This is a genomic window from Thioclava sp. F34-6, assembly GCF_002213235.1.
Classification (GTDB): Bacteria; Pseudomonadota; Alphaproteobacteria; order Rhodobacterales; family Rhodobacteraceae; genus Thioclava; species Thioclava nitratireducens.
In genome coordinates this window covers 44370-68982 of the sequence record NZ_NBOA01000009.1, presented here as the reverse complement: position 1 = coordinate 68982, position 24613 = coordinate 44370, and the positions used below count along the sequence as shown (strand labels likewise).

The 24613-nt window shown below is 63.1% G+C and carries 22 protein-coding genes; 10 read left to right on the top strand and 12 right to left on the bottom strand.

What is annotated here, in order from left to right; genetic code table 11:
- Nucleotides 1-43 precede the first annotated feature (43 nt).
- The 3 genes from B6V72_RS17520 to B6V72_RS17510 all read right to left on the bottom strand — a co-directional run bounded on the left by B6V72_RS17520 (nt 44) and on the right by B6V72_RS17510 (nt 3446).
- A complete protein-coding gene (locus B6V72_RS17520; RefSeq protein ID WP_088736178.1) occupies nt 44-1405 on the bottom strand; it encodes a CmpA/NrtA family ABC transporter substrate-binding protein in 1362 nt (453 codons plus the stop codon).
- A 284-nt stretch (nt 1406-1689) separates the two neighbouring features.
- A complete protein-coding gene (locus B6V72_RS17515) occupies nt 1690-2865 on the bottom strand; it encodes an ABC transporter substrate-binding protein (protein WP_088736177.1) in 1176 nt (391 codons plus the stop codon).
- Nucleotides 2862-3446, bottom strand: coding sequence for an ANTAR domain-containing protein (locus B6V72_RS17510; protein WP_088736176.1), 585 nt, complete (start codon nt 3444-3446; stop codon nt 2862-2864). Before B6V72_RS17510 ends, B6V72_RS17515 begins: the two co-directional genes overlap by 4 nt.
- Between B6V72_RS17510 and B6V72_RS17505 the strand changes: the two genes are divergently transcribed.
- Nucleotides 3388-3945, top strand: a complete 558-nt coding sequence (locus B6V72_RS17505) for a rhodanese-like domain-containing protein (RefSeq protein ID WP_088736187.1) — start codon at nt 3388-3390, stop codon at nt 3943-3945. The two genes, B6V72_RS17510 and B6V72_RS17505, sit on opposite strands and share 59 nt — an antisense overlap.
- A 438-nt stretch (nt 3946-4383) precedes the next feature.
- On the top strand, nt 4384-5052 hold the full coding sequence (locus tag B6V72_RS17500) for a transporter substrate-binding domain-containing protein (protein WP_168173076.1): 669 nt from the start codon (nt 4384-4386) through the stop codon (nt 5050-5052).
- Here B6V72_RS17500 and B6V72_RS17495 read toward each other — a convergent pair.
- The 5 genes from B6V72_RS17495 to B6V72_RS17475 form a co-directional block, all read right to left on the bottom strand.
- Nucleotides 5049-6080: an AbrB family transcriptional regulator gene (locus B6V72_RS17495; RefSeq protein ID WP_168173075.1), complete on the bottom strand. Its 1032-nt coding sequence runs from the start codon at nt 6078-6080 to the stop codon at nt 5049-5051. The two genes, B6V72_RS17500 and B6V72_RS17495, sit on opposite strands and share 4 nt — an antisense overlap.
- Before the next feature lie 35 nt (nt 6081-6115).
- Nucleotides 6116-8725: an aconitate hydratase AcnA gene (gene acnA, locus B6V72_RS17490; protein WP_088736173.1), complete on the bottom strand. Its 2610-nt coding sequence runs from the start codon at nt 8723-8725 to the stop codon at nt 6116-6118.
- 104 nt (nt 8726-8829) lie between these two features.
- Complete coding sequence (locus tag B6V72_RS17485; RefSeq protein WP_088736172.1) at nt 8830-10368, bottom strand: tripartite tricarboxylate transporter permease; 1539 nt, start codon at nt 10366-10368, stop codon at nt 8830-8832.
- A gap of 9 nt (nt 10369-10377) precedes the next feature.
- Nucleotides 10378-10809 (bottom strand): tripartite tricarboxylate transporter TctB family protein, encoded by a 432-nt coding sequence (locus B6V72_RS17480; RefSeq protein WP_088736171.1) that lies wholly within the window; start codon nt 10807-10809, stop codon nt 10378-10380.
- A gap of 54 nt (nt 10810-10863) precedes the next feature.
- Nucleotides 10864-11835 carry a tripartite tricarboxylate transporter substrate-binding protein gene (locus B6V72_RS17475; RefSeq protein WP_088736170.1) on the bottom strand — a complete coding sequence of 324 codons (972 nt, stop codon included), beginning with the start codon at nt 11833-11835 and terminating at the stop codon, nt 10864-10866.
- 136 nt (nt 11836-11971) lie between these two features.
- On the opposite strand from B6V72_RS17475, the gene B6V72_RS17470 reads away from it, so the two are divergent.
- The 6 genes from B6V72_RS17470 to B6V72_RS17445 all read left to right on the top strand — a co-directional run bounded on the left by B6V72_RS17470 (nt 11972) and on the right by B6V72_RS17445 (nt 17555).
- On the top strand, nt 11972-12862 hold the full coding sequence (locus B6V72_RS17470; RefSeq protein WP_088736169.1) for a GntR family transcriptional regulator: 891 nt from the start codon (nt 11972-11974) through the stop codon (nt 12860-12862).
- 4 nt (nt 12863-12866) lie between these two features.
- The gene (locus tag B6V72_RS17465; RefSeq protein WP_088736168.1) at nt 12867-13601 is read left to right on the top strand and encodes a GntR family transcriptional regulator; all 735 of its coding nucleotides are present in this window, start codon (nt 12867-12869) and stop codon (nt 13599-13601) included.
- A 117-nt stretch (nt 13602-13718) separates the two neighbouring features.
- Complete coding sequence (locus tag B6V72_RS17460) at nt 13719-14639, top strand: SMP-30/gluconolactonase/LRE family protein (RefSeq protein ID WP_088736167.1); 921 nt, start codon at nt 13719-13721, stop codon at nt 14637-14639.
- A 40-nt stretch (nt 14640-14679) separates the two neighbouring features.
- The gene (locus B6V72_RS17455; protein WP_088736166.1) at nt 14680-15213 is read left to right on the top strand and encodes a TRAP transporter small permease; all 534 of its coding nucleotides are present in this window, start codon (nt 14680-14682) and stop codon (nt 15211-15213) included.
- Nucleotides 15210-16532 (top strand): TRAP transporter large permease subunit, encoded by a 1323-nt coding sequence (locus B6V72_RS17450; RefSeq protein ID WP_088736165.1) that lies wholly within the window; start codon nt 15210-15212, stop codon nt 16530-16532. Before B6V72_RS17455 ends, B6V72_RS17450 begins: the two co-directional genes overlap by 4 nt.
- Before the next feature lie 27 nt (nt 16533-16559).
- Nucleotides 16560-17555 carry a TRAP transporter substrate-binding protein gene (locus tag B6V72_RS17445; RefSeq protein ID WP_088736164.1) on the top strand — a complete coding sequence of 332 codons (996 nt, stop codon included), beginning with the start codon at nt 16560-16562 and terminating at the stop codon, nt 17553-17555.
- A gap of 756 nt (nt 17556-18311) precedes the next feature.
- Here the strand turns inward: B6V72_RS17445 and B6V72_RS17435 are convergent.
- The gene (locus tag B6V72_RS17435; RefSeq protein WP_088736163.1) at nt 18312-19430 is read right to left on the bottom strand and encodes an iron-containing alcohol dehydrogenase; all 1119 of its coding nucleotides are present in this window, start codon (nt 19428-19430) and stop codon (nt 18312-18314) included.
- Nucleotides 19431-19712: 282 nt separating this feature from the next.
- Here B6V72_RS17435 and B6V72_RS17430 point away from each other — a divergent pair, with 282 nt between their 5' ends.
- Together B6V72_RS17430 and pdxA are read left to right on the top strand one after the other, a co-directional pair.
- Nucleotides 19713-20594 carry a dihydrodipicolinate synthase family protein gene (locus tag B6V72_RS17430; protein WP_088736162.1) on the top strand — a complete coding sequence of 294 codons (882 nt, stop codon included), beginning with the start codon at nt 19713-19715 and terminating at the stop codon, nt 20592-20594.
- Between the two features lie 16 nt (nt 20595-20610).
- Nucleotides 20611-21570 carry a 4-hydroxythreonine-4-phosphate dehydrogenase PdxA gene (gene pdxA / locus B6V72_RS17425; RefSeq protein ID WP_088736161.1) on the top strand — a complete coding sequence of 320 codons (960 nt, stop codon included), beginning with the start codon at nt 20611-20613 and terminating at the stop codon, nt 21568-21570.
- Nucleotides 21571-21577: 7 nt separating this feature from the next.
- On the opposite strand, the gene B6V72_RS17420 is transcribed toward pdxA, so the two are convergent.
- The 3 genes from B6V72_RS17420 to B6V72_RS17410 form a co-directional block, all read right to left on the bottom strand.
- Complete coding sequence (locus tag B6V72_RS17420) at nt 21578-22750, bottom strand: exo-alpha-sialidase (protein WP_088736160.1); 1173 nt, start codon at nt 22748-22750, stop codon at nt 21578-21580.
- A 77-nt stretch (nt 22751-22827) separates the two neighbouring features.
- Entirely contained in the window at nt 22828-23547 is a 720-nt protein-coding gene (locus B6V72_RS17415; protein WP_088736159.1) for a FadR/GntR family transcriptional regulator, read from the bottom strand.
- A 7-nt stretch (nt 23548-23554) separates the two neighbouring features.
- A complete protein-coding gene (locus B6V72_RS17410; protein ID WP_088736158.1) occupies nt 23555-24610 on the bottom strand; it encodes a four-carbon acid sugar kinase family protein in 1056 nt (351 codons plus the stop codon).
- Nucleotides 24611-24613: the final 3 nt, after the last annotated feature.

Sequence of the window (24613 nt, the reverse complement as noted above, 5' to 3'; positions counted from 1 at the left end):
AAAAGGCGGGCGAGACCGGGCGGCCCCGCCCGCAGGTCGGGGATCAGCCTTCGACCTTGCTGCCGACGATCGTCTGGCCCGATTTCAGGCCGATCGGCAGGCTGTCGATGTAAGCGTTGGGGGTTTTGCCGTCATACTCTATCCCGTCGATCATCTCGTCGGTTGGCGCGCGATACCCATCGGTATCCCATGGGAAATCCGACTTGTCGGCGAGCCCCTCGTCGACCAGCATCTGCGCGGCTTTCAGGTAGATTTCCGGCTTGTAGACGGATTTTGCGACCTCGTCATACCAGCTGTCGGGCTTGCTCTCGGGGATCTGGCCCCAGCGGCGCATCTGCGTGAGATACCAGACTGCGTCCGAATAATAAGGATAGGTCGCGAAGTAGCGGAAGAAGACGTTGAAGTCGGGAACCTTGCGTTTGTCGCCCTTCTCGTATTCGAACGTGCCGGTCATCGAGTTGGCGATCACCTCGGCATCGGCGCCGACATATTCCGAGCGGGCGAGGATCTTCACCGCCTCGGGGCGGTTGGCGTTGTCGTTCTCGTCCAGCCACATCGCGGCGCGGATCAGCGCCTTGGTGATGGCGAGCGTCGTGTTGGGGTATTTCTCGGCGAAGTCGGCGGTTATGCCGAAGACCTTCTCGGGGTTGTTCTTCCAGATCTCGTAATCGGTGACCACGGGCACGCCGATGCCCTTGAACACCGCCTGCTGGTTCCACGGCTCGCCCACGCAATAACCGTAGATCGTGCCGGCCTCGAGGGTGGCGGGCATCTGCGGCGGCGGCGTCACCGACAGCAGCACATCCGCGCCGATCTGGCCCGAAACGTCATCGGGGGAGTAGTAGCCCGGCTCCAGACCGCCGGCGGCCAGCCAATAGCGAAGCTCGTAATTGTGGGTCGAGACCGGGAACACCATGCCCATGTTGAAGGGCTTGCCCTCGGCGCGGTATTTCTCAACGACCGGCTTGAGTGCGGAGGCCGAGATCGGGTGCACCGGCTTGCCGTCATCGCTCACGGGGATGTTCTTCTTCATCTCGTCCCAGACCTCGTTCGACACGGTGATGCCGTTGCCGTTCAGATCCATCGAGAATGGCGTGATGATATGCGCCTCGGTGCCGTAGCCGATCGTCGCGGCCAGCGGCTGACCGGCAAGCATATGTGCGCCGTCGAGTTCGCCGTCGATCACGCGGTCCAGCAGAACCTTCCAGTTCGCCTGCGGCTCGAGCGTGACGTAGAGCCCTTCATCCTCGAAATAGCCATTCTCGTAGGCCACCGCGAGCGGTGCCATGTCGGTGAGCTTGATGAAGCCGAATTTCAGCTCGTCTTTCTCGACGTCGAGCATCTCCGCGAAAGCGGGGCCAGCGAGGAGCGTCGTGGTGGCAATTGCTGCCAGAAGCTTTTTCATCGTTCACAGTCCCTTTGCATCCTGAGGGGTGTCGAAACCAAAAAAGCCGCCCGACCCGAGCGCACATCTTCCAAGGAGGAGGAAGATCGGCGATCAGGGTCGAACGGCTTTGTTCGGAGCCTCACAGCGATGCGAGGCGGAATATGTTGGAAATCGAAACGTCCTTGCTTCGATATTTCAAGGAAACGCCTTTCGCGCCTGCAGCGTCAACGTCCCGGCGGGATGCTGCGCCTGCAAAGCGCCCATTTTCTCAGAGTGCCGAAAAATTCGTCGCCAGAAAGCCCTCAATCCGCGAAAGGATCAAAAATCCAGCCGTCAAAAAACGCATCCGGGGGCAGAATCACCTGACCTTGGACCCCCGGAACAGCGCCAAAAGAGTCGAGCGCACCTTCCACCTTGTCGCGCGCTTCGGGCAGATCACCGTCCAGATCGGCGAGGTTGCGGGTATAGAGATCGGTGCGGCAGATCGACCGTGCGGCGGTCATCGCCTCGTTACGTGACAGCCCCATCCGTGCGGCGAGCTTCGCGGCGACGAGCGCCCCCTGCGACGCCCAGGGGTAGCCCGCAGCACCACTGTGAAAGCTCATGTAGCCCGGCACGTTGCGCATCTCGCCGCGCGGAGAGATCACGAGATTTCCCGTCAAGGCCCGTTCGATCAGCTCCGTCGGCAGGTCCAGATAATTGCGTCGGGACAGAAGCTCTGCCGCCGTCAGCAGGTTGCGCTCCGACCCGAGCCAGCGCCCGGCCTGCCATGCGGCGCGCATCAGCCGCCGCGTCAGCCCCGGCTCCGTCTCGGCCCAGTCGTGGCGCACGGCGAGCACCTTTTCCGGCGCATTGGAGCGGATTGCGGTTCCGGGTAGAAGCAACTCTCCCACCCCCATCTCCACCGCGATCGACCCCCAGGGCGCGCCCACGCAGAACGCATCGATCTCGTCCGCCGCCAGAGCCTCGGCCATCAACGGCGGCGGCACGGTGTGGACGTCGAGGTCCTGCGGCGCGCTCAACCCGATCGCGCCCAGCCAGTGATACAGCATCTCCGCATGCATCGAGAACGGAAACGGCACGCCGATGCGCAAGCGTCCCTGCGCGGCCGCGATCAGCGCCGCCCCCGCCGCGCGGGCATCTGAGAAATCGAAGCCGTAGCCCGCCACACGCATCCGGTCCGCCAAAGCGCGCGAGACGCCGATCGAATTGCCGTTATGCGAAAGCACCTGAAGGATATCGATGCGCGTGTTGAACCCGCCCAGCCCCAGGGCCGCCGCGATCGGCATCGGGAACAGCATATGCGCCGCCTCGATCCGTCCCAGCATCAGTTGATCGCGCAGGGTCGACCAGCTCGGCGCGGCGGTGAGCGTGAGCGCCAGCCCCTCTTCCTCGGCAAATCCGATCTCGCGCGCGATGATCAGAGGCGCGGCATCGACCAGCGGGATATATCCGACCAAGAGCGGCACGCCACTCATGACAAGAGCCCCGCCGCCGTCACCAAAGCATGGGCGACATCCGCAACCCGCCGACCCTGATCCATCGCCGTCTTGCGCAACAGCGCATAAGCTGCGTCCTCGTCGATCCCCCGCGCTTTCATCAAGAGACCCTTGGCGCGGTCGATCACTTTGCGCTCTTCCAGCGCGCGGCGCGTCGTCTCCAGTTCGGTGCGCATCCGCTGCACCATGTTGAACCGCGCGATCGCGGCATCCATGATCGGCTTGATCCGGTCCGCGCGCAGCCCGTCCACTACGTAGGCCGACACGCCCGCATCGATCGCGGCCTTCGTCGCCGCGTCGTCCGAGCGGTCTACGAACATCGCGACCGGTCGCTCCAGCGGCCCCGAGGCCAGCGTCAACTCCTCGAGCATGTCGCGCGAGGGGCTCGCCATATCGACCAGCACGATATCGGGTTTGATCTCCGAGATACGTCGCGCAATTCCCGTCGTCTCGGGGATTACAGTGATCTCGTAGGCCCCCGCCTCGCGCAGGCTGTCTTCGATGAGCCCGGCGCGCTCAGGATCCGTTTCGACCACGATGATGGAAAGGAGTTCGGGCATGCGTCACTTCTGTCGTCCGTCGCCCCGGCATAGAGCCACCAAGCGAACATCCGAAGCGCAGAGACCGATTGACCAAGCGCGAATTTTCGTCTGTCGGATTAAAGGTCGTCTTTTTGGGCGGCGCGCCCGAATTTCATGCAGTTTCGAGTCGCTTGCTTGGGCATTTCAAAAACGAAACCGATCGTGCGGCAGCGGTCCAAAGTCGGGCCACCATGATCGAGAACCGCAACACAGCGGCATCCCCAGCGCGGCACATCTTCCCTTCGATGCCCTCCTCAACGAGGCTACCACCTTCAAATCGGCGGCGGCTACCCAGGCTATCTTGGCCGAACATGTCGACGGCCCGGACGTATCGATCATATCTTACTGTCGGCTCGCACACCGCGCGACGCTCGCAAGCTTCGCAATGACTGAACTGCTCGGTTACAACAACGTTCGCGTCTATGACGGATCGTGGACGGAATGGGGAAGCATGGTGGGGATGCCGATCGAGCGTTAATTTCTTAATACATGTGAGCATCGTCAGCATATCGATGTCGCGTTGGGAGGAAGGAACAACGGACTTTCGCTGCGCAGGGGCAAAACGGCCGCTCTGGGCCGGTCATGACGCTCGGACCAAAGAGGGCGGGGAGCGGTCGTTCGCCGCGCTCGGCCTCGGGTGTTCGCCAAAAGCCAAGAACTTTGTGTCACCTTACCCAAGGCAACATACGGTGATCGTTTAACTCCGAATTCGATATCGAAGAAATACGCGCCCATCGCTGCAAAGGACCGCGCGATAGGCGCGCTGCGTGGGCGAGTTCCAGGAGCGTCCTGCAGCGCAGCCACCAAAAATACGTTGGCCACCCGTGGATTTTGGCTATATAATCACCAAAAAGCAAAATGGTTTGAATGAATGTCGTCTGATAAGTCTTCGCCCCGGTCGCCGCTGCGCTTCGCATTGAACCATGGAAACTTCGTGCTGGTCGGGCGCGACGACGCGGGTCGACCAATGGGGATCAGCGTCGATCTCGCGCGGGCCTATGCCGCCTCTTGCGGATGCGACCTTGAATTCGTCGAGTATGATCGCGCGGTCGATGTCTCCTCCTCCGTGGGCAAGGACGAATGGGACGTCTGCTTTCTAGCCGTCGATCCGGAGCGCGCAAAGACAATCGCCTTCACCGAACCCTATGTCCGGATCGAAGGATGCTATCTCGCGAGCGCTGATTGCGAGGCCGCTGATGCCCGTGCGCTCGTAGCGTCCGGGGCGCTGGTCGGCTCGGTGCGCGGCAGCGCCTATACGCTCACGCTGCAGCGCAAGCCCGGAGCCGAAGCGCTAACCCTTTACGAAAGTCTACAGGTGGCGCTGGAAGCGCTCGATCGGGGCGAAGTCAGCGCCGTGGCCGGGATCCGCGAGGCGATGGCTCATGAGAGTAGCCACCGTCCCGGCAGTCGCGTGCTCAGCCCGCCTTTCATGGAAATCCGGCAGGCCATGGCGATGCCGCAGGGGCGCCCCGAGGCATCCGCCGACCTGCAGGCGTTCCTGCGGACCGCTCTGCGCGACGGGACCGTGGGCGACATTCTCGAACGCCATGGCGTGTCGCGCGACTGCGCGATCATCCCCGACTAGCGCGCCGCCCGGCGGACCAGAGGGGCCGAAGCGCCAAGCGACAGCAGAACACGCAGAACATGGTGAAGCCCGACAAAGGCGACCTCACGCCCCATCGCAATCGCGATGAGCGACATCTCGGCAAGCCCGCCCGGCGCATATGCCAGCACAAGTGACAGCTGATCGCCGCCAATCCACCTCGACATCAGCAGCGCCGCCGCGACCGCCAGCGAAATCTGGACCCCCACGACCGAGCAGGCGGCCCCGGCCATCGCGACGAGGCTACGCACGTTCACCCCCAGAAACCGCGCACCGACATTCATCCCGATGACCAACTGGATAAGCGTCGACACCGCGTTGGGGACGCCGAAGGCTGTGAGACCCGACAGGTGGAGCGCCGCAGACGACGCAAGCGGCACGAGGATCAGGGGCGCGGGCACGCGCGTGTGCCGATCCGCCAACACGCCGGCGAGGATGCAAAGCGCGAACCAGAACAAGTCGGCCACGCTCATCGGCGGGCGATCCGGCGCCCCCGCCCGATCGATGGCGACGCCGAAGATCAGCGTCGCGAGGATAGGTATCGTCAGGATCGACAAGGTGATGCGCAGCGTATGCACGATGGCCACGCGGCGCTGGTCCGCCCCCGCCATCTCGCCCAGCAGGATCATCTCGGTGATGCCGCCGGGCATCGAGCACAGAGTCGCCTCGACTTTCGAGAATTTCGCAAGGCGAGACAGCATCTGAAAATTGATCAGCCCGCCCAGCACGATCACGATGCACATGCAGAGCACCGAAGGCCACCATTGTGTCGCCCCGGCCACGATATCGGGCGTTATCGAGGCGCCGAGCAGCGTGCCCACCGAGGCCTTGACCCAAGGCACGATCACACGCGGCTGATCGGCCGGAAGGCGCAGCAGGGCCGCCGCGATCATCGTCAGCATCGCGCCGAGCAGCCACCCGAGCGGCACGCCCAACCACGTCAAAGCAGCGCCAGCAACCACCGCCACAAGCAGCGTGAGCAAGGTGCGCAGAATTGCGGAGAGCTGCACCGAGCGCGCCCTGTCTCTGAAATCCCCGAGTGGCCTCATGCCGTTCGAATGTCACCCGCCCGGGCAAGCTGTTCCGTCAGGATTTTCGGGAGGACGCCACCGGCGCGCAGGATCTCGATCTCCTGCTCGGTCTCGACCGCGACACGGCCCGCGATCCGCCGGACGCTCTGCTTGCCGGTCACCACGATTTTGGTGTGCTGCCGGGGGTTAAGGCTGTCCGCATCCACATTGACAGAGACGTTATCAGAGACGCTCAACCCGCCCTCGGAGGGGATGAAATCATCCATGATTTCGATCGGCAGGATTCCCATTCCGATCAGGTTGGTGCGGTGGATGCGCTCGAAGCTGCGCGCGATCACCGCCCGCACGCCAAGCAAAGCGGCCCCTTTTGCGGCCCAGTCCCGACTCGAGCCCATTCCGTAGCGCTCGCCTGCGAGGATCACCGCCGGGATGCCGTCCGCCTCGAATCGCTCTGCCGCCTCGTGAAGCTTCAGCACGTCGCCCGCTTCGGTGCGAAGATGCGCGGGCGGCAAATGCGGGTTGAGGTAATTCACCGCCGATCGATTGGTAAACAACCCGCGCAGCATGACCTCCCAATTGCCGCGATAGCTCGCGTAGACATTCAGGTTCTTCGGATTGCCGCCGCGCGCGATGAGCCATTCCCCTGCCGCACTCGCCGGGTCGATCCAGCCGGCGGGCGAAATGTGATCGGTGGTAATGTCATCGCCCAGCACCAGCAACGGCCGGGCGGTCAGCGGACCGAGCGCGGTGACGCTGGCTGCGCGCGCAAATTTCGGGCGGCGCAAATTTCGCGACTCCGGGTCCCACGGGAAACGCGCAGAGGTCGGGGCCTCGAGCGCGGCCCAGTCGCGGTTCGCGAGGGCCTCCTGAAAGTCGGCATGCACATCATCGGACCGGAACGCGCGCGCCATCGCGCTTTCGACCTCTTCGGGGCGCGGCCAGAGGTCGGACAGATAGACCGGGGCCCCCTCGGCGTCGTGGCCCAGCGGATCGCGCGTGATATCCGCGCGCACATGGCCGAGCAACGCGAAGGCCACGACCATCGGCGGCGAGGCGAGAAAACCCAGATCCAGCTTGGCGTGAACCCGGCCGGGGAAGTTGCGGTTGCCCGACAACACTGCAGCCACCGCCTTGCCATCGGCAAGCGCGGCCTCCACGGCATCGGGAAGCGGACCGGAGTTTCCGATGCAGGTGGTGCACCCGAAACCGACGATGCCGAAACCGACCGCTTCGAGGCCGCCCAACAGCCCGGCGCGCTCGAGGTAGCTGCGTGCCGAGGGCGAGCCGGGGGCGAGCGAGGTCTTGACCCAGGGCGCCGGGGCGAGGCCGCACTCCTGCGCCTTGCACGCCAGCAGGCCCGCCGTGATCAGCAGACGGGGGTCGGAGGTATTGGTACAACTGGTGATCGCCGCGATCCCAATCCCGCCGTCGGGCAATTCGGCGGGGCGCTCCACGAGGGCGGGAAGCGCCCGCCCCACCTCTTTCTCGATCGCTTCGCGCGCGGCGCGGGCGGGCAAACTGTCCTGCGGGCGGCGCGGGCCGGCGAGCGTCGGTTCGAGGCTGCCGAGATCCAGCGCGATCTGCCGGTCGAAATGCGGTGCGGCGTCCGGATCGAACCACAGGCCCATCGCTCGGAAGGCGGGCTCGATGGCGTCGGTCAGCTTTTGCGGGCGTCCAGTTCGCACAAGATAGGCGACCGAGTTCGCATCGGCGGGGAAGAACCCTGTCGTCGCGCCATATTCGGGCGCCATGTTGGCCACGACGGCGCGGTCATCCGCAGTGAGCGTCGCCACGCCCGGCCCGAAGAACTCCACATAGGCGGCGGTCACGTCCAGCATGCGCAAGCGGTGCGTCAGCTCGAGCGCGAGATCCGTCGACGTCACACCTTCAGGCAGACGTCCCTCCAGCCGCACGCCGACGACCTCGGGCATCGCGAGCGAGACAGTCTGCCCGAACATCACGCTTTCCGCTTCCAGCCCGCCGACGCCCCAGCCGAGCACACCAATACCATTGATCATGGGCGTATGACTGTCGGTGCCGAGCATCATGTCAGGATGGGCGCGCCCATCTGCGGCGACGTCGAGCAAGGTGGCGTATTGCTCGAGGTTAAGCGTGTGCATGATACCGGTGCCCGGCGGGTTCACATGCACCGTATCCATCACTTCCGAGGCCCATTTCATGAAGCTGTAGCGCTCGGCGTTGCGCTCGATCTCGTTGCGCAAGTTGATCTCCGACGCCCCGGTGCGGGCAAAAACATCCACGGCCAGCGAATGATCGACCGACACTTCCACCGGCAGCGTTGGCGCCAGGACCGAAGGGTCCGCACCCGCTTCGGCCAGCGCATCCCGGAGGCCCGCAATATCGGCCAGCGCGGGTGTGCAGGTCGTGTCATGCATCAAGAGCCGGTTGGGCCGGAACATCAGCTCGAAATCCGTGGCATCGCCGCGCAGCTTCGCCTCGAGGGCCCGGCGCAGGTCTTCCGCATCGCCTCCGCAGCGCAGATGGTTCTCGGCTAGCAGGCGCAGCACATAGGGCATCCGGTCGATCAGACCGGACAGAATTTCGGGCAGATCGGTGACCAACAGCGTTTCGCCTTGGCTCTGGACAGATCGGGAGGGCACCATGTCAGGGTCCTTGGATTGGTCCGGCGTCGGGGCCGGTCGTGAGAATTTTTCGGCGGGGCCGCCGGGAAGCACGAGACGCCACGGCGTCTCGTGCGAATTGCAGGTCAGTCGCCGACGGCAATCTCGTCATTCTCCTCGGCGATCGCTTTCTTAACCTTGCGACCGAAGATCATCGGCGCGATGAACCCGACAATCGCCACCGCCCAAAGCGAGATCGCGAGGGGGCTGCCGACGAGGGTCAGCCAATCGCCGTCCGACAGGGTCATCGCGCGACGCAGGTTCACCTCCATCTCGTTGCCGAGCAGGATGCCGAGGATGATCGGGACGAGGGGAATGTCGAGCTTGCGGAACGCCCAGCCGACAACACCGAAAAGCACCATGAGAATAAGGTCGAAAGACGAACCGGAGATGCCGTAAATCCCGACAAAGCTCACCATCGCGACAAGCGGCATCAGGATGTGAACGGGCACCAGCAAAACCCGGCTGAACAACCCGACCAGAGGAATGTTGAGAACCAGCAGCATCACGTTGGCGATGAACAGCGCAGCAATCAGCCCCCAGACCACGTCGGGGTTTTGCGAGAAGAGCAGTGGCCCGGGCGTGATGTTGAGCGAGAGCAGCACGGCGAGCAGCACGGCCGTCGTCCCCGATCCGGGCACGCCGAGCGCAAGCATCGGCACGAGCGCCCCGCCAGCCGCGGCATTGTTGCCGACTTCGGGTGCCGCAACACCGCGCGGATCGCCTTTCCCGAAGGTCTTGCCGGTCGGGTCCACGATTTGCTTCTCGACCGAATAGGACAGGAAGGACCCCAGAGACGCCCCTGCCCCGGGCAACACGCCGGACAAGAAGCCGATCACTGTGCTCCGCCCGAAGGTCGGAATGCAGCTCCGGATCATGCGCCATGGCGCCACGATCCGACCGATCGAGCCGATGCTCTGCGTGGAGGTGTTCTCGCCGCCCCGGTGCTCAAGGAAGACGAAGACTTCGGACAGGGCGAAGAGTCCGACTATGGCGATGAGGAAGTCGATGCCGTCGAACAGGTGCACCTCGCCGAAGGTGAACCGTTGCACGCCGGTCTGCGTGTCCACGCCGATCATCGCGATTGCCAGACCGAAGGCCGCGGCGAAAGCGGATTTGGCCTGATTGGTCGAAGAGATACCGCCGAGCGTCGCGAAGGCGATGGTGAACAAGGCGAAATATTCCGCCGGACCGAAGAGAAGAGCGATCTTCACCAGTTGCGGCGCGAGGAGCGCAAGGCCGATGGTGGCGGCGATCGACCCGATGAACGAGGCGATCCCCGAAAGCGACAACGCCTCGCCCGCCATGCCTTTGCGGGCCATCGGGTAGCCGTCGAGGCAGGTCATCATTGCCGGCTCATCCCCGGGAATGTTGAGCAGGATCGAACTGATCCGACCGCCATACATGGCGCCGTAATAGACCGAGGTCATCAGGATGAGCGAGGGCAGCGGCCCGAGGCCCATCGAGAACGCGATCGGGATGAGGATGGCGACACCGTTCGCTGGACCAAGCCCGGGCAACGCACCCATCATCGTTCCGAGGAAAGCGCCGATAAGGGCGATCCCGAGATTCGAATATGTCAGCGCCGCGTCAAAGCCGATGCCGAGAGATGAGAAGAGTTCCATGTGCCGACCTCAGATTCCGAGCGGACCCACGGCCAGCGAAAGGCCGAGAACGTGTTTGAAGATCACCCAGATCCCGACGGCGAGCCCGACCCCGGTCAACGCGGCGCCGAACGGTGTCCCGCCGAGGCGCCAGCTCATGTAGCCGGAGGCAAGCGCAGTGCAGATCAGGAAACCAAGCTTCGGAAGCAGCACTGCGTAAAGAAGACACACAGCTATCGCGAACCCGATCTCCGCCAGTCGATTGAGCGACGGCCAGGTCGGTTCCGGGTCGGGTCGAAAGATGAACCAGACCGAACACAGGGCGATGATTGCCCCGATGACGATGGGAAAGGTGGCGGGGCCAACGACGTCGGCCATGAAGCTTTCGGGGATGATCGTGGCCGCCCAGATATAGAAGGCTGCGAGCACGAGTCCGATCCCCCCCATGATACGATCGCTCATAGGATGTCCTCCCGAGATGAGTGGCAGCCAGGGATCGCTCCCTGGCTGACCGGCTTATTGGATGAGACCGATCTCTTTCGAGAGCGCGCGGATTTCGGCGACATTGTCGTGCACGAACTTGTCCGCCTCGGCGCCGAAGAGATCGAGCGGCTCGATGCCCTGATCGGCCCGGATTTTCTGGAACTCGTCCGAAGCGACCATCTTCTGGATGATCTCGTTCCAGTTCTCATAGGCTGCGTCGGAGATGCCCTTGGGCACATACAGGCCACGCCAGTTCGGGCCGGTCACGTCATAGCCCTGCTCGATAGCGGTCGGGAACTGATCGAACTGCTTGAGACGCTCGGGCGAGAGGACCGCGAGGATCCGGATATCGCCGGATTCGACGAAGCCGCGCACTTCCGAAAAGTCGCCGGAGAAGGCGGTGATCGAGCCACCGAGAACCTGCGTCATCGCCTCACCGCCACCGGAGAAGGCGACATATTTTACCTTGCGCACGTCATCGAGATCGGCGGCCTTGGCCAGCTTCAGGATCTTGAGGTGATCGTAGCCACCGACGGCGGAGCCACCGGCGAAGGACACCGAGCGCGGGTCTTCCTTCATCATTTTGACCAGCTCGGGGAGATCGTCGATTTCGCTGTCAGCGGCAACCGCGATCACGCCATATTCCGCGCCGAACGAGGCAAGCCAGCGAACGTCATCCACGTCCGACCCCGGGAACGCACCCTGCGCGAGGCGCGTCGTGGTGCCGTTCGAAGCCGCGATCAGCAGATTCTCATCGTCGTTACGCTTCGAATCGACATGCGCGTAGGCAACCCCGCCACCGCCACCGGTCATGTTCGTGACCTGCATGGCGCCGTCGATAAGATCCTCGTCGCGCAGAACCTTCGCCACGGTGCGGCAGATGAAATCCCAGCCGCCGCCGGGTGCTGCGGGGGCGATACACTCGGTGTTCGAAGGCTTGTCCTGAGCGGCTGCTGGCAGGGCTGTGATGGCGGCCAAAACCACCGCGCTAAGAATGCGAATCATAATTTCCTCCCTTGATTGCGCGACTCACTTTGGTCTTTTGCACTCTAAAAAGCAACATGTTTTGGTTTTACATCGACGTAAAAGCCAACTTGCGCTCACCCTAAAATGAGTGTTCATTTGTGCAAGGAGGACCAGAATGCGCAGCGCTGATTTGGCCGAAAAGATATCGCATCGGGTGATCCGCGAAATCGCGGAAGGTCACTACAATGCGGGAGACCGTTTGACGACCCAGTCGATCGCGGATCGCTACGGTGTGTCCCGAACCCCTGTGCGCGCCGCTCTCAGCATTCTCGCAGATCGCGAGATTCTCAGACAGGTCCCGAACCGCGGCTATTTCGTCAGCAGCGCAATTCCGGAAGGCGCTTTGAGTGCCAGCGATCAAGACGAGATCACGCGGGAATATCAGAACCTCGCCGAAGATTGGATCCGGGATCGCATCCCTGAGGAGATGACCGAACTTGCACTTCGGGAACGCTATTCTTGGACCAAGGCGCGCACGCAAGACCTGCTGGCACGCGCACAGCGCGAAGGCTGGGCCGAACGCAAGGAAGGCTATGGCTGGCGGTTTCTGCCGGTCGCCAAAACGCCGGAGGCCTTCGACCAGATTTATCGTTTCCGCATCGCGAACGAGCCGATCGCAATGCTGGAGCCCACCTTCAAGGTCGACTTCGCGAAGCTGGCCGAGCTGCGCGAAGTGCAGGAGAAGCTGATCCACGCAGACCCTGCAACGATGCCCAACGAAACCATCCTGCAACACGGGGCCGACTTTCACGAAAGTATCGTCGCAATGTCCGGCAACCCGTTCTTCCTGATTGCGCTGGAGCGGGTCAACAGAATGCGCCGCCTTATGGAATACCGTGCTCGGGTGGACCGGGGCCGTCTGTCAAACGAATGCACCGAGCATCTCGAAATCCTGACCCTGCTGGAACAGGAGCGCATCCCCGAGGCTTCGGAGCGTCTGCGCAGACACCTCGAAGACGCGCGTCAGCGGAAGTCGCCGAACGCGCGAGCCTGGGTGGAAGGCTAAGCCTGTGCGCCCACCTTCCATTCGCCAAAAGATTTACGAACATTTCGTCACGGCGCTTCAGTCCGGGGAAATTCCACCTCGTGCTCAGCTTCCGACCGAAGCGGAAATCGCGATGACGTTCGATGTCAGCCGCTCCACGGTGCAGGTCGTCATGTCGCGCCTCATGCAAGAGGGGCTCGTGCGGCGTCAGGCCGGGCGTGGCACCTTCGCGTGCCGCCGCGACGACGACATGCAGATCCGGGTCGGGCTCGACATCCACAACATCCAGTCCTTCGAGGACGAGGTGGCCCTGACTGGCGAAACCGTCAGCTTCCGGCTCCTGAGTTTCGCTCCGAGCCCCCTGCCCGACCGCGCCGCAAGAAAGCTCGATCTCGCGCCGGGCCTTGAGGTGTTCTGCCTGCGCCGACTTCGTTTCGTCGCCGGCGAATGCATCGGCAGTGAAACCCGGTGGTTCCATCCGGATCTGGCCATGTCGATGTCGGCACAGGCCTTGGCGACCGAAGGCGTCCACGCGCTGATCAGGGACCGGCTTGGCCTTGAGATCGGACGCATCGACGCCGCCCTTCGTGCGGTGGTCGCCTCGGCCCAAGAGGCCAGCGAATTGGGCATCGAGGAAGGTGCCCCTCTTTTGATGCGTGCGCATGTCCTGCTGACTCCGGAGGACAGCAAGATCCTCTATGGTGAAGCGCTCTACGTGGAACCATTCGCCTTTCGCTACTCGGCTGGTTTTCAGGCCTGACCGCGCCGATCCCCCTTCAGATCTAAATGAGTAAGCATTTGTATTTAGCGCAATCATTTTCCTTGCGCCGAAAGCAACTTTGGCTTTACGCTTACTAAAAGCCAAAGTGAGTCACAAATGTTTTTCGCCCCGCCGCCAGAGCTGACCGCCGAAGTCTTCGCCACTGTCCCCGACGACCTCAGGCCGAATGAGACCTCGGGCTGGGCAAGCGTCCAGCATCCGGGAAAGACATTCCGGGCGTTTCTCGAAGGCCCCTCGTTCGACCGGGACGGAAACCTCTACTGCGTCGACATCTGCCACGGCCGGATCCTTCGTTTCGACCCGGCAGGCGACGTCACCATCGCCGCCGAGTATGAGGGCGAACCCAACGGCCTGAAAATCCATCGCGACGGGCGCATCTTCATCGCCGATCACGCGCATGGGCTGATGGTGATGGACCCGATCTCGGGGAAGGTCGAACCCTTCCTGACGCGGCCGGGTCTCGAGCGGTTCCACGGGCTCAACGACCTGCACTTCGCAATGAACGGGGATCTCTGGTTCACCGATCAAGGGCAGAGCGGGCTGCACGCCCCCTATGGCCGACTGTTCCGGCTGACTGCCGACGGGGCGCTGGACTGCGTCATCGACAACATCCCGAGCCCGAACGGCCTGTGCATGAACGAGGACGAAAGCCAGCTTTTCCTCGCCGTGACGCGTGCGAACGCGGTCTGGCGCGTCCGGTTTCTACCCGATGGTAGGACGGTCGCAAAATCCGGCACCTTCATTCAACTTTCGGGCGGCCTCGCCGGGCCGGACGGTCTGGCCCTCGGCGCGGGTGGGGAGCTCGTGATCGGTCACATGGGCCTCGGGACCGTCTGGGTCATGACGCGTCTCGGAGAGCCGATGTTCCGCATCCGGGTTCCGGAAGGCTTGCTCACGGCCAACATCGCCTTTGGCGGTCCCGAGAACCGGAATCTCTACATCACCGAGGCGTCGACCGCCTCAATTCTGCGCGCCGAACTGCCCTTCGCCGGCAAGCCGATGTTCGCACATAGCTGAAATTACGATCCGGCGAGGAGAGCGCCGTGGGAGGAAAATCATGAAAGCATTAGATCGGCTGCTGTCAGCCGTCGAGGTTTCCATAATTCTGATCGGCTCCTTGTTGGGGCTGGGGCTGGCGGTGCTGCAGGTCGTCCTTCGATATGTCTTCAGCACGGGCATCCACTGGCTCGAAGCTGGCTCCGTCACCGCGCTGGTCTGGGCGATGCTCATGGGGGCGAGCCGCGCTGTGCGCACCGGCACCCACCCGCGCGTCGATCTCCTGATGCACGCCCTTCCCCTGCGCGCGCGGGCAGCGCTGAACACGCTCGCCTTCGGGGCAGCTCTTTTGCTCGTGACTTTCTACCTCGCGGATGCGGTGAGCTATGCGCGCTTCGTCTGGGGGATGGGCGTCACACACCCGGAATTCGGCGGCAACCTCGCGCTGCCTTTTGCCATTCTGCCGGTCATCCTCACCTTCTTTCTCCTTCGCTATCTGATGTTGATTATCGCGATGTGGACGGATCTGCGCTCCGACCCGGAGGATGCGTTTCTCCGGCGTGTCGGCTCCGCTGAGCCGAAGGTGCACAAATGACCGTCGCATTCCTCATCGTCACCTTCTTCGTCCTGATCGTAATCGGCGCGCCGATCGCGGTGGCCCTTGGCGGCTCTGCAGTGCTGTCCTCTCTGGCCTTCGCGCCGATCCCGGACGGGATCTTCGGGCAAAAGCTCTTCGGAAACATCAACCACTACACTTTGATGGCCGTGCCCTTCTTCTTCCTAGCGGCCGAGTTCATGGAGACCGGCGGCCTGGTCCACCGCCTGATCGGCGTAGCGCGCGTATTCGTCGGCCACCTGAAGGCCGGGCTGGGCATGACGGCCGTGCTGACCTGCATCTTCTTCGCTGCGATCTCGGGCTCGAGTCCCGCCACCGTCGCAGCCGTCGGCAACATCATGTTCCCTGCCCTTCGCGAGGAAGGTTACTCGGAGCGTTATGCCATCGGAGCCCTGGCGACTGCAGGCGCGATCGGGATTCTGCTCCCGCCGTCGATTCCGCTGATCCTTTATGGCTTCGTCACCGAGACCCCGATTCCCGCGCTTTTCCTCGCCGGTATCGTGCCCGGCATCATCTACGGCGCGCTTTTGCTTTTCACCGCGCGGTTCCTCGCACGCAAGGAACCCATCACGGTCCGCCGCAAAGCGACCGTCGCCGAGGCGGGGTCGACCGTGAAATCGGCGATCCCGGCCCTCATGCTGCCGGTGTTCATCGTGGTCGGCATCTACGGCCTGCCCGCCTTCGACCTTGGCTCCTTTAGCTATGATGGCGGCGCGATCTTCACCCCGACCGAGGCGGCGGCCGTCTCTGCGGTGCTCGCCATTGCCATCGGTCTTCTGGCCTATCGGGAGTTGAAACTCCGCGATATCCCCCGGGTGGTGATCGCGGTCGGGCCGCGGGTGGGCATGATCTTCTGGATCACCACCAACGCTCTGATCTTCGGGTATTTCATCACGAAGATTGGCCTGCCCGCGCAGCTCGCTCAAGCCGTCCTGCACATCAACCTGTCGCCGATCGTCTTCCTGCTCTGCGTCAATCTGCTGTTGCTGGTCGTCGGGTTCTTCCTTGAGGCGGTGCCGACCATCCTGATCTTTGCCCCGCTCCTGCAGCCGGCAGCGCAAAGCCTCGGGATCGACCCGGTGCATTTCGCGATCATCATGATCGTCAATATCGAAATGGGCATGATCACGCCGCCCGTCGGCATGAACCTCTTTGTTGCATCCGGGATCTCGGGAATGTCCGTCTTTGACGTCTTCCGCGCCACGATCCCCTGGATGCTCGCGACACTGGTCGCCCTGATGATCGTCACCTTCATTCCAGCCGTCTCGCTCTGGCTGCCGGGGCCGACCGGCCTCTGATCCACAGTTTCAATTAGGGAGGAAACCATGAAACTGACTGCAACCCTCGCCGGACTTCTTGTCGCGGCGATGCCGATCCTGGCCACGGCCCAGCCGCTAACCATGGTGTTGTCGAACGATAACAACGCCAAGGGCCTGAAAGGACAGACCTTCGACTACTTCGTCGAGAAGGCCAAGGAGGCCCTTGGCGACGATCTGACCGCCGAGATGCATCATGGCGGCACGCTCTTCGATCAGAATAGCCAGGTTGTTGGCACGCAGCTTGGCGAAGCCCAGATCATCGCACCGGCGATCGGCATCTATTCGCAGCTCGTTCCGGAAGTGAACATGTTCGAACTGCCCTTCCTGCTCTCGAGCCCTGCCAAGATTCAGGCGGCCTTCAAGGACGAAGAGTTGCGCGCCCTTTGGGTGCCGAAGCTGCAGGCCAAAGGCATCGAGCCCATCGCAATCTGGATGAACGGCCCGCGCGATCTTGGCTATCGTGGCGACAAAGCGGTCCTTCTACCCGAGGACGCGCAGGGTCTGAAAATCCGCGTCCAATCCGCACCGATCTATGTCGCGCCCTTCGAAGCGATCGGCTCAAACCCGGTCGGCGTCAGCTGGTCGGAAACCCCGACGGCGCTTGAACAGGGCGTTATCGATGGGGCAGAACCCACCCCGAACGCATGGCGCGGGTCGGGCATGTGGCAGATGATCGATCAAATCACCCTTACCGAGCACATCTACACCGCGTGGATCGTCGGCGCGAACAAGATGTGGTGGGACGGCCTTTCGGATGAGCAACGCGCAGGTCTCCAGTCCGCGCTGGACGCAGCAACGGCATGGAACGCGGAGCAAGCAGACCAGATCAACGCCCGCGACCTCGAGTTCTTCGCCTCCGAAGGCAAGAAAATCCATCGGCTGACCGACGAGCAGCAAGCCGCATGGAAAGACGCCATGGTTCCGGTCTGGGACAAGTATGGCACCGACGTGATCGGCGAGGACGGGATGAAGCGCCTCCTCGAGATTTCGAAGACAAACTGACGCCTACGGGCGGGGCTCAGAATAGTTCGAGTCCCGCATTTCTCAAGACAATTTATCGAAAGAAGAATTGATGACCGCCTGTCTTCTATTCATCTTTATCTGTGTGTGCCCAGCGTTGGATCGTCACCCTTAACTACTTTGAGGCGCGGGGTTCCAGAGCAGGTCGCCCTTGGAGCCTTGATCACCTGGATCGGAGAGAGTTTTGCCTTCACTGTGGCCAAGTCGTTCGACGAAAAGCCGGCGACCAATGGAAACGGCACCGTCGTCGACTTCTGCGTGGGCGCCAGGGGAAGATGCTGAAAGGCCGATTCAGGGAAGCCGCGCCGCAGCATTCGAGCGACCCCGAACGGCCGCAATGGGCCGAAAGCCATCTCGTCCAATCGGTCTGCTCAACGGCAATTATTACAACTCAGTCCCCACCTCGAATTTCCGATCTCGCCCACAGCCCTAGATCCATGAAAAACTATCGTTCCATCTCCAGCGCCAATTTCAGAAACATAGTTTGACACCCCTGCCCTCCATCCGCGCGCCACTGCCGCGCACTCGGCCTCACTCAGGACGCTGCCGTCTCATCAGCGGACATCAGCATCCCGGCCCTACGCAATCTAGAAACCGGCCGCGGCGGGATCGGCTCGCATGCGTGGGTGTGGCTGTCGGCCCGGCGCTGCGAAACGGCGGCGCAGCGCGGACCTGAGTCAGAGCGCGCTCGCTATCCGGGTCGGGTGTTCGCGGCCGACCATCCATGCGCGCGGGCGTTCAAAACGCTTCATTATAAATCTGCAATATCTGGTCTTTGGTCAGATCGACCGGATTCCAATCGAGCAAACGCCGAATTCGGTGTGCCTCCGCTGCCATCACTGGCAGGCTCTCCGCATCGACGCCATGCTCAGAGAGCCGCATATCGAGACCAAGATTTCCGCAGAATTCTTTCGCACCGTCTCGAATTCGTTCGGGCGCGTCATCGGCGATCCCAAGAGCAGCGCAGATCGCTCGCGTCTTCTCTGGACAGGCCGGCGCATTGACCGCAAGCACATGCGGAAAGATCAGCGCATTCGCGAGCCCATGGGCGAGCTTCCAGCGCGTGCCGAGCGGATAGGAAACCGCATGTCCCGCCGTGGTGTTAACCGGTCCCAGACAAACTCCGCCATAGAACGCGGCAAGCGTCAGCCCGGCGCGGGCCTCACGATCCGTGCCGTCAGCGACAGCGCGCGCGAGGTAACGCTCGACAAGCCGGATCCCTTCGAGCGCATAATGGTCGATGACTGGATGCGCCCGCTTCGACGTATAGGCTTCGACGCAATGAGCCATCGCGTCGATTCCGGTCGCCGCCGTCACGTGAGGCGGCACCGAGACAGTCAGCTCCGGATCGAGGATGGCGAGATCGGCCAGCATATGCGGACTTTCGGTCGCGACTTTCGCCCCAGTCTCCGGATCGGTGACCAGCGCGCGGGTGCCGACCTCGGAGCCCGTCCCGGCAGTTGTCGCGATCTGCACCAGCCCGACTTTGCGCGCAGGCGCCCTGCCCGGCCCCGAGATATCCGACAGCGGCATATCGTGCCCGATCATCACCGCGACCAGCTTCGCCAAATCCATCGCCGAACCGCCGCCGAAGCCGATGATCAGATCTGCCCCAGCCGCCGCCGCGCGGGCGACCTCGAGGTTCTCGATGTCGGGCTCCGCTACGACCTGTGCGAAACAGGTGACGTCGCCCAGGCCCAGCCGCTCGAGCCGCGCCGCATTGACCGGATCCGCGATAACGACGGGCCGCGCAAAGCCTCTGGAAGCGACCCAATCGGGCAGCCGCTCCAGCATCCCCACTCCGAACAGCACCTGCGGCGGGCGCAGCAATTCGATCGCGTGCGACAGATCGGTCATGGGGTTCCTCCTCGATTCCGGGCCTGACAGGAGCCTTGCGCGCACCGAACATGTTGTCACCTTGTAATATACATCACTGCACACGCCCATCAGAATTCAGAAATCGGCGCTTTCACCAGTTATAAAAGAAATATTTTGGGATTTGGAGGGCTGGGAAGCCCTTCTCTTTCCGAAAAACTGGAAATTAACTACGCAACATCGTTGACATGTATGATGGTTGTGAGCAATCTCGCGCCAGCAGCACCGCCACCCCGGCCGGATGCCCGCCACACAGGAGATCGAATGACACGCTCCGCCTATGTCGCTCTCGTGACATGCTTCAACGAAGACGAGACCATCAATTTCGACGCCACCCGTGCGCAGGTGCGCCGGCAGGTCGCGGCTGGAAACGACATCATGTGCTGCGGAACGAATGGCGACTTCTCGGCGCTGACCCATGACGAAAAGCTCGCGCTTTGCGAAGCGGTGATGGACGAGGTCGCAGGCCGGGTGAAGGTGATCGTCAACGCGGGCTGCCCTGCGACCTACGAGACCCTACAACTCGCGCGCGGCTTCGATGCGATGGGCGTGCACGGGATCGCAGTGATCACCCCCTATTTCATCACCTGCACGCAGGACGGACTCATCCGCCACTTCTCGACTGTCGCCGATGCAGTGACGCGCCCCGTTTACCTTTATGACATTCCACCGCGCACCCAGAACCACATTGAACCCGAAACCGCGCGCGCACTTGCGGCGCATCCCAACATCGCGGGGATCAAGGATTCTGGTGGCTCGACCGAGACGGTGCTGGACTATCTCGCCGTGGCGCGCGACGTGCCGGGCTTCGAGGTCTATTGTGCACCCGATCACCTCGTTCACTGGGGCCTGCAGCAGGGCTGCGCCGGCGTAATTTCGGGGCTCGGGAATGTCGCGCCTGGTGTGCTCGCAGAGATCCTGCGCGCATTCAACGCGGGCGACACCGAGGCAGCAGAGGCTGCACAGTCTACCTTCGCTTCGCTTCGCAAGGAACTCTATGCGCTTGGTTTTCCGCCGGCGATGGTAAAGCGTGCGCTCTACATGATGGACCCGTCGGTGGGCCTCTCGCGGCAGCCCGCGCTGTTGCCCGACCCCGATCAGGACGCTGCCATCCGCGCAATACTCGCCGATCACGCCCTCGCCTAAACCTCGGAGACCCGCAATGTCCCAAGCACCGATCGTCATAACCATGGGCGACCCTTCCGGCGTCGGCGCCGAGGTCACCGTCAAAGCCCTCGCGAACCTCTCCGGCCCCGAGCGCGCGCGCTATGCCGTGATCGGCGACCGCGATGTCTTGAAGCGCGCAATTGCGGCGAGCGGCGTTAATCTTCCTTTCGACGGCCCCGACGCCCCGCGTCTGATCGAGGTGTCTGTGAAGGGCCTGCCCGATCGCTTCGGCGAGCTCTCCCCGGCCTGTGGCGAGGCGGCGTTCCGGTACATCGAAAAAGCCGTTCAAATGACGCTTGCGGGTGACGCTGCGGGCATCGTTACTGCGCCAATCAACAAGGAGGCACTGAACACCGCAGGGCATCACTACGACGGGCACACGGGGATGCTCGCGCATCTCACGGGCAGCCAGTCGTCCTGGATGCTGCTTGCCTCCGCGACGCTCAACGTCATCCATGTCTCGACCCATGTCGCGCTGCGCGACGCGATCACCCGCGCCACGCCCGAGCGCGTGGCCGAGACGATCCGCACCGGTCACCGCCATCTGCAACGGATGGGCATCAACGCGCCGCGCATCGCGGTGGCGGGGATCAACCCGCATTGCGGAGAGAACGGCCTTTTCGGGCGCGAGGATGACGATCAGGTTGCCCCCGCCGTCGCTGCCACCCGCGCCGAAGGCATCGACGTGGTCGGTCCGATCCCGGCCGATACGGTCTATTTCCGCGCGCATCGGGGGGATTTCGACCTCGTGGTCGCGCAGTATCACGATCAGGGCCATATCCCGATCAAGCTGATCGCCTTCGATACGGCGGTGAATGTCTCGCTAGGTCTGCCGATCGACCGCGCCTCTGTCGATCACGGGACTGCGTTCGACATCGCCGGGACTGGCAAAGCGAACCACGCGAACATGCTCTGCGCGCTCGATTATGCAGGCAAGCTGGCGGCGGGGCGCTAGGCCCCGCTCAAAGCTTGGGCAGGCGGTCTCGCCAGCCGGGCGCAAGCCGTAAGTGTTTGATTGCACGACGATGGTAGGTGTAACTGAGATGCAGTGCACCGTCGCGCGTCTCTAAAAGCCACGGGTAGGACAGCTCGTGATTTTTCCCATCGATCGAGTTGTTCGACAGGCAGGTGCCCGGTCCGTCTTCGATCAGATATCGCTCGGGGAAACTGCGCCCGTCGTCTTGTGACAGGCAGAGCGCGACCGGCGCGCGCTCTACCCCCCAGATCGGCATGCAACCACCCTCAGGATCGGCATCGGGGCGCGCATCGTCCTCGCCCAACTCGTCGTAGAGCGAGGCGCGCCGCGCCCCCGACATCGTCGCATTGACCGGGTTGCAGATCAGCGCGACCTCGCCAGAGGACAGTCGCTGCGCCGCGATTGAGGAGTTGTTGTTCGGCAGATCCGTGGGAGCTGGCGCGGACCATGTCACCCCATACGCGCTTTCCGAGCGGTGGACCTCATCGGCCTGCCGCCTGCGGTAGAAGGCGACCATACCATCCGCACTCGGCACCGGGCACATATGAACAGACCCGACCGAGCCCGGCACCTCTCGGTAGTCCCATGTCGAGCCGCGGTTATGGCTGATCGCGACCGCCGCGACATCGTGGCTTCCGGTCCACTTCTGACCGGGGCGCGATACGCAGCGGAAGAGCGGCAGCAGCCAACCGCCCTCATCGAGCACGCGCATCGGCGCGCGCACGAAGCAGCCGCGCGGCAAGTCGAGATAGCGCTCGGACGTGACGCGCAGGTTTTCTCCGTCGCGCGCGATCCGCGCCATGCGGATTTCGCATTCGTCTTGATTTCCAGATGGTTGTGCGGTGTGTATGAGGTAAATCTCTTCCCCGTCCACGAAGATGACCGGGTTCTGCTCGGACCGGTCGGGATCACGGCTCAACGTCACCGTCGGCCCCCAGCGATCGGCCCCAGGCAGCAGCACCGCCGCGCGGATCGCAATGTCGGATTTTCCCTCCAGCGAGCCACCGAACCATGCGCAGATCACCGCGCCGTCGGGAAGTTCAGCCAGAAAACTCGCGTGGTTCTGCACCATCGGCGACGGCAATAAGCTCGCCTCGATCCCCGGCGCCACCATCGCCAGCCATCCGGTCATCCCGGCTTCGATCTGCTTTACAATCATGCACGTTCCTCCCCGCCGGCAGAAGGTCACAGCATGCTCGACATGTCAAGATATAAGTAAACTTGTAATACTCTTGTCTACTTCATGCGCAGGTCGATCAGACCGCCACCGAACAGCCTGTCGCGCGAGTGCTCCAAGTGGGACCGCATCAGCGCGCCCGCGCTCTTCGCGTCACGCGCTGCAATCGCGTCGTGGATCGCGCAATGTTCCGAGAGCACTTCGCGCAGCGCCTCCGCCCCGTCGGGCATCAGCGACTGGCCATGCATTTTCATGCCGACATTGATGTGGTCGCGGAGCGCTCGCATCGTCGCTAGGAAATACTGATTGTTCGACGCCTGCGCGATGGCGAGGTGGAACGCGAAATCGGCATCTTCGCGATGCTCCATCGACACGGTCGCGTCGCGCATCAGCCCCAATGCCGCATCGATTTCAGCCAGCGCCTGAACGTTGTGACGCTCGGCGGCAAGCTCGGCCGCCTCGACCTCGATCACCATCCGGAACTCGTAACAGCGCTGGATGTCGCTCAGCGTCTCGACCCTCTGGAACCCGACAGGGGGCGAGACCAGCACGCGCACGAAACTGCCCGCGCCCTGACGTGAATAGATCAACCCTTCGTCGCGGAGCCGATCGAGGGCTGCGCGCAGCACCGGGCGCGACACACCGAATTCTTGGCTCAGCGTGTTCTCGGCGGGCAACTTGTGATTGGGTGGGTAATCGCCATTGCTGATCCGCCCATGCAGGCGGTGATAAACCTTGTCGGTCAGCGTCATGCGGGGCTTGGCCGCTTGCTCCTGCATCGAACCCTCATCGGCGGTGGCTACTCTCCCCTGATACATCTTGTGACACAGGATTGGCAAACCTGTTTACAACTTGGCGCAAAAGGTCGCAGGAGCCGAAGCCGCCGGATTTGGTCAAAACACGCAGGCCCGTCGCGGTGCAGCGTGAGAGCGGCAGTCCCGCGAAGAGCTCCGCTTCGATCTCCAGGCGATGACAACCGGCTGCGCGCAGGATGGCGTGGGCGCTTTCGCCGCCGCAGGCCAGAATGGTGCGGATCGACCCGGTCTTGATCGCGCGCGCGACGCCCTCGGCAAAGCGAGTGCCAGCCTCTCCCGGATCGCAATCCGAAGGCCCAGCAACCATCTGCAGCAGCGAAAAGGGTCCTGCCGCGAAGTCCGGCACAGCTCCGTTCGGCGCGAGGGTTACTGGCAGATCGAGCACATCGATCTGCGCCAAGGTCACCGGGTCGCGAGAGCCGATGGCGAAAAGCGCGGGCGTTTCCAGAGGCTTCGGCGCCGGGCGCGCCCCTGAAAACAGCCGCTCTGCCAACGCTTCGGCGAGGCCACCTGCCCCTAGATAGAGCCACTCGTCGAGCCGCGCAGGCAGCGCCGCCGCGATATCCTCGGGGCGCGTCGCATCAACCACCTGCGCTGGCCGTCCCAACACAGGCGCAACCGGGATCGGGGCCGCGACCCCTGCCCCGGTGACCGCGCCTTCCGTGACGACGCGACCAAGCCGCGGCAGCGCGGGACAGGCCAGAACGGACCGGGGAAGCAGCCGCGTCAGTTCAGCCAGTTCCGCCGCGACATGACCTTTCATCCTACTGTCGATCTTTTTCAGGATGATGCCGGACCAGCTTTGCAAGACCGGCGCGAGAGCTGAGATAGCCGCGCGTGCGGCCTCTTCGGTCCCGTCGCGCGTTCCCGTCGCAAGCGCCACCACGTCGAACGTCGGGTCCGAAATCATCCGAGGCAGAACACCCGCCTGCAACGCTACCTGCGCGCGCGCGCCATGCATCGTGAAGGCGACCGCACTATCGAGCGCGCCCGTCAGGTCGTCGGCGATGATCAGCACGCGCGCCATAGG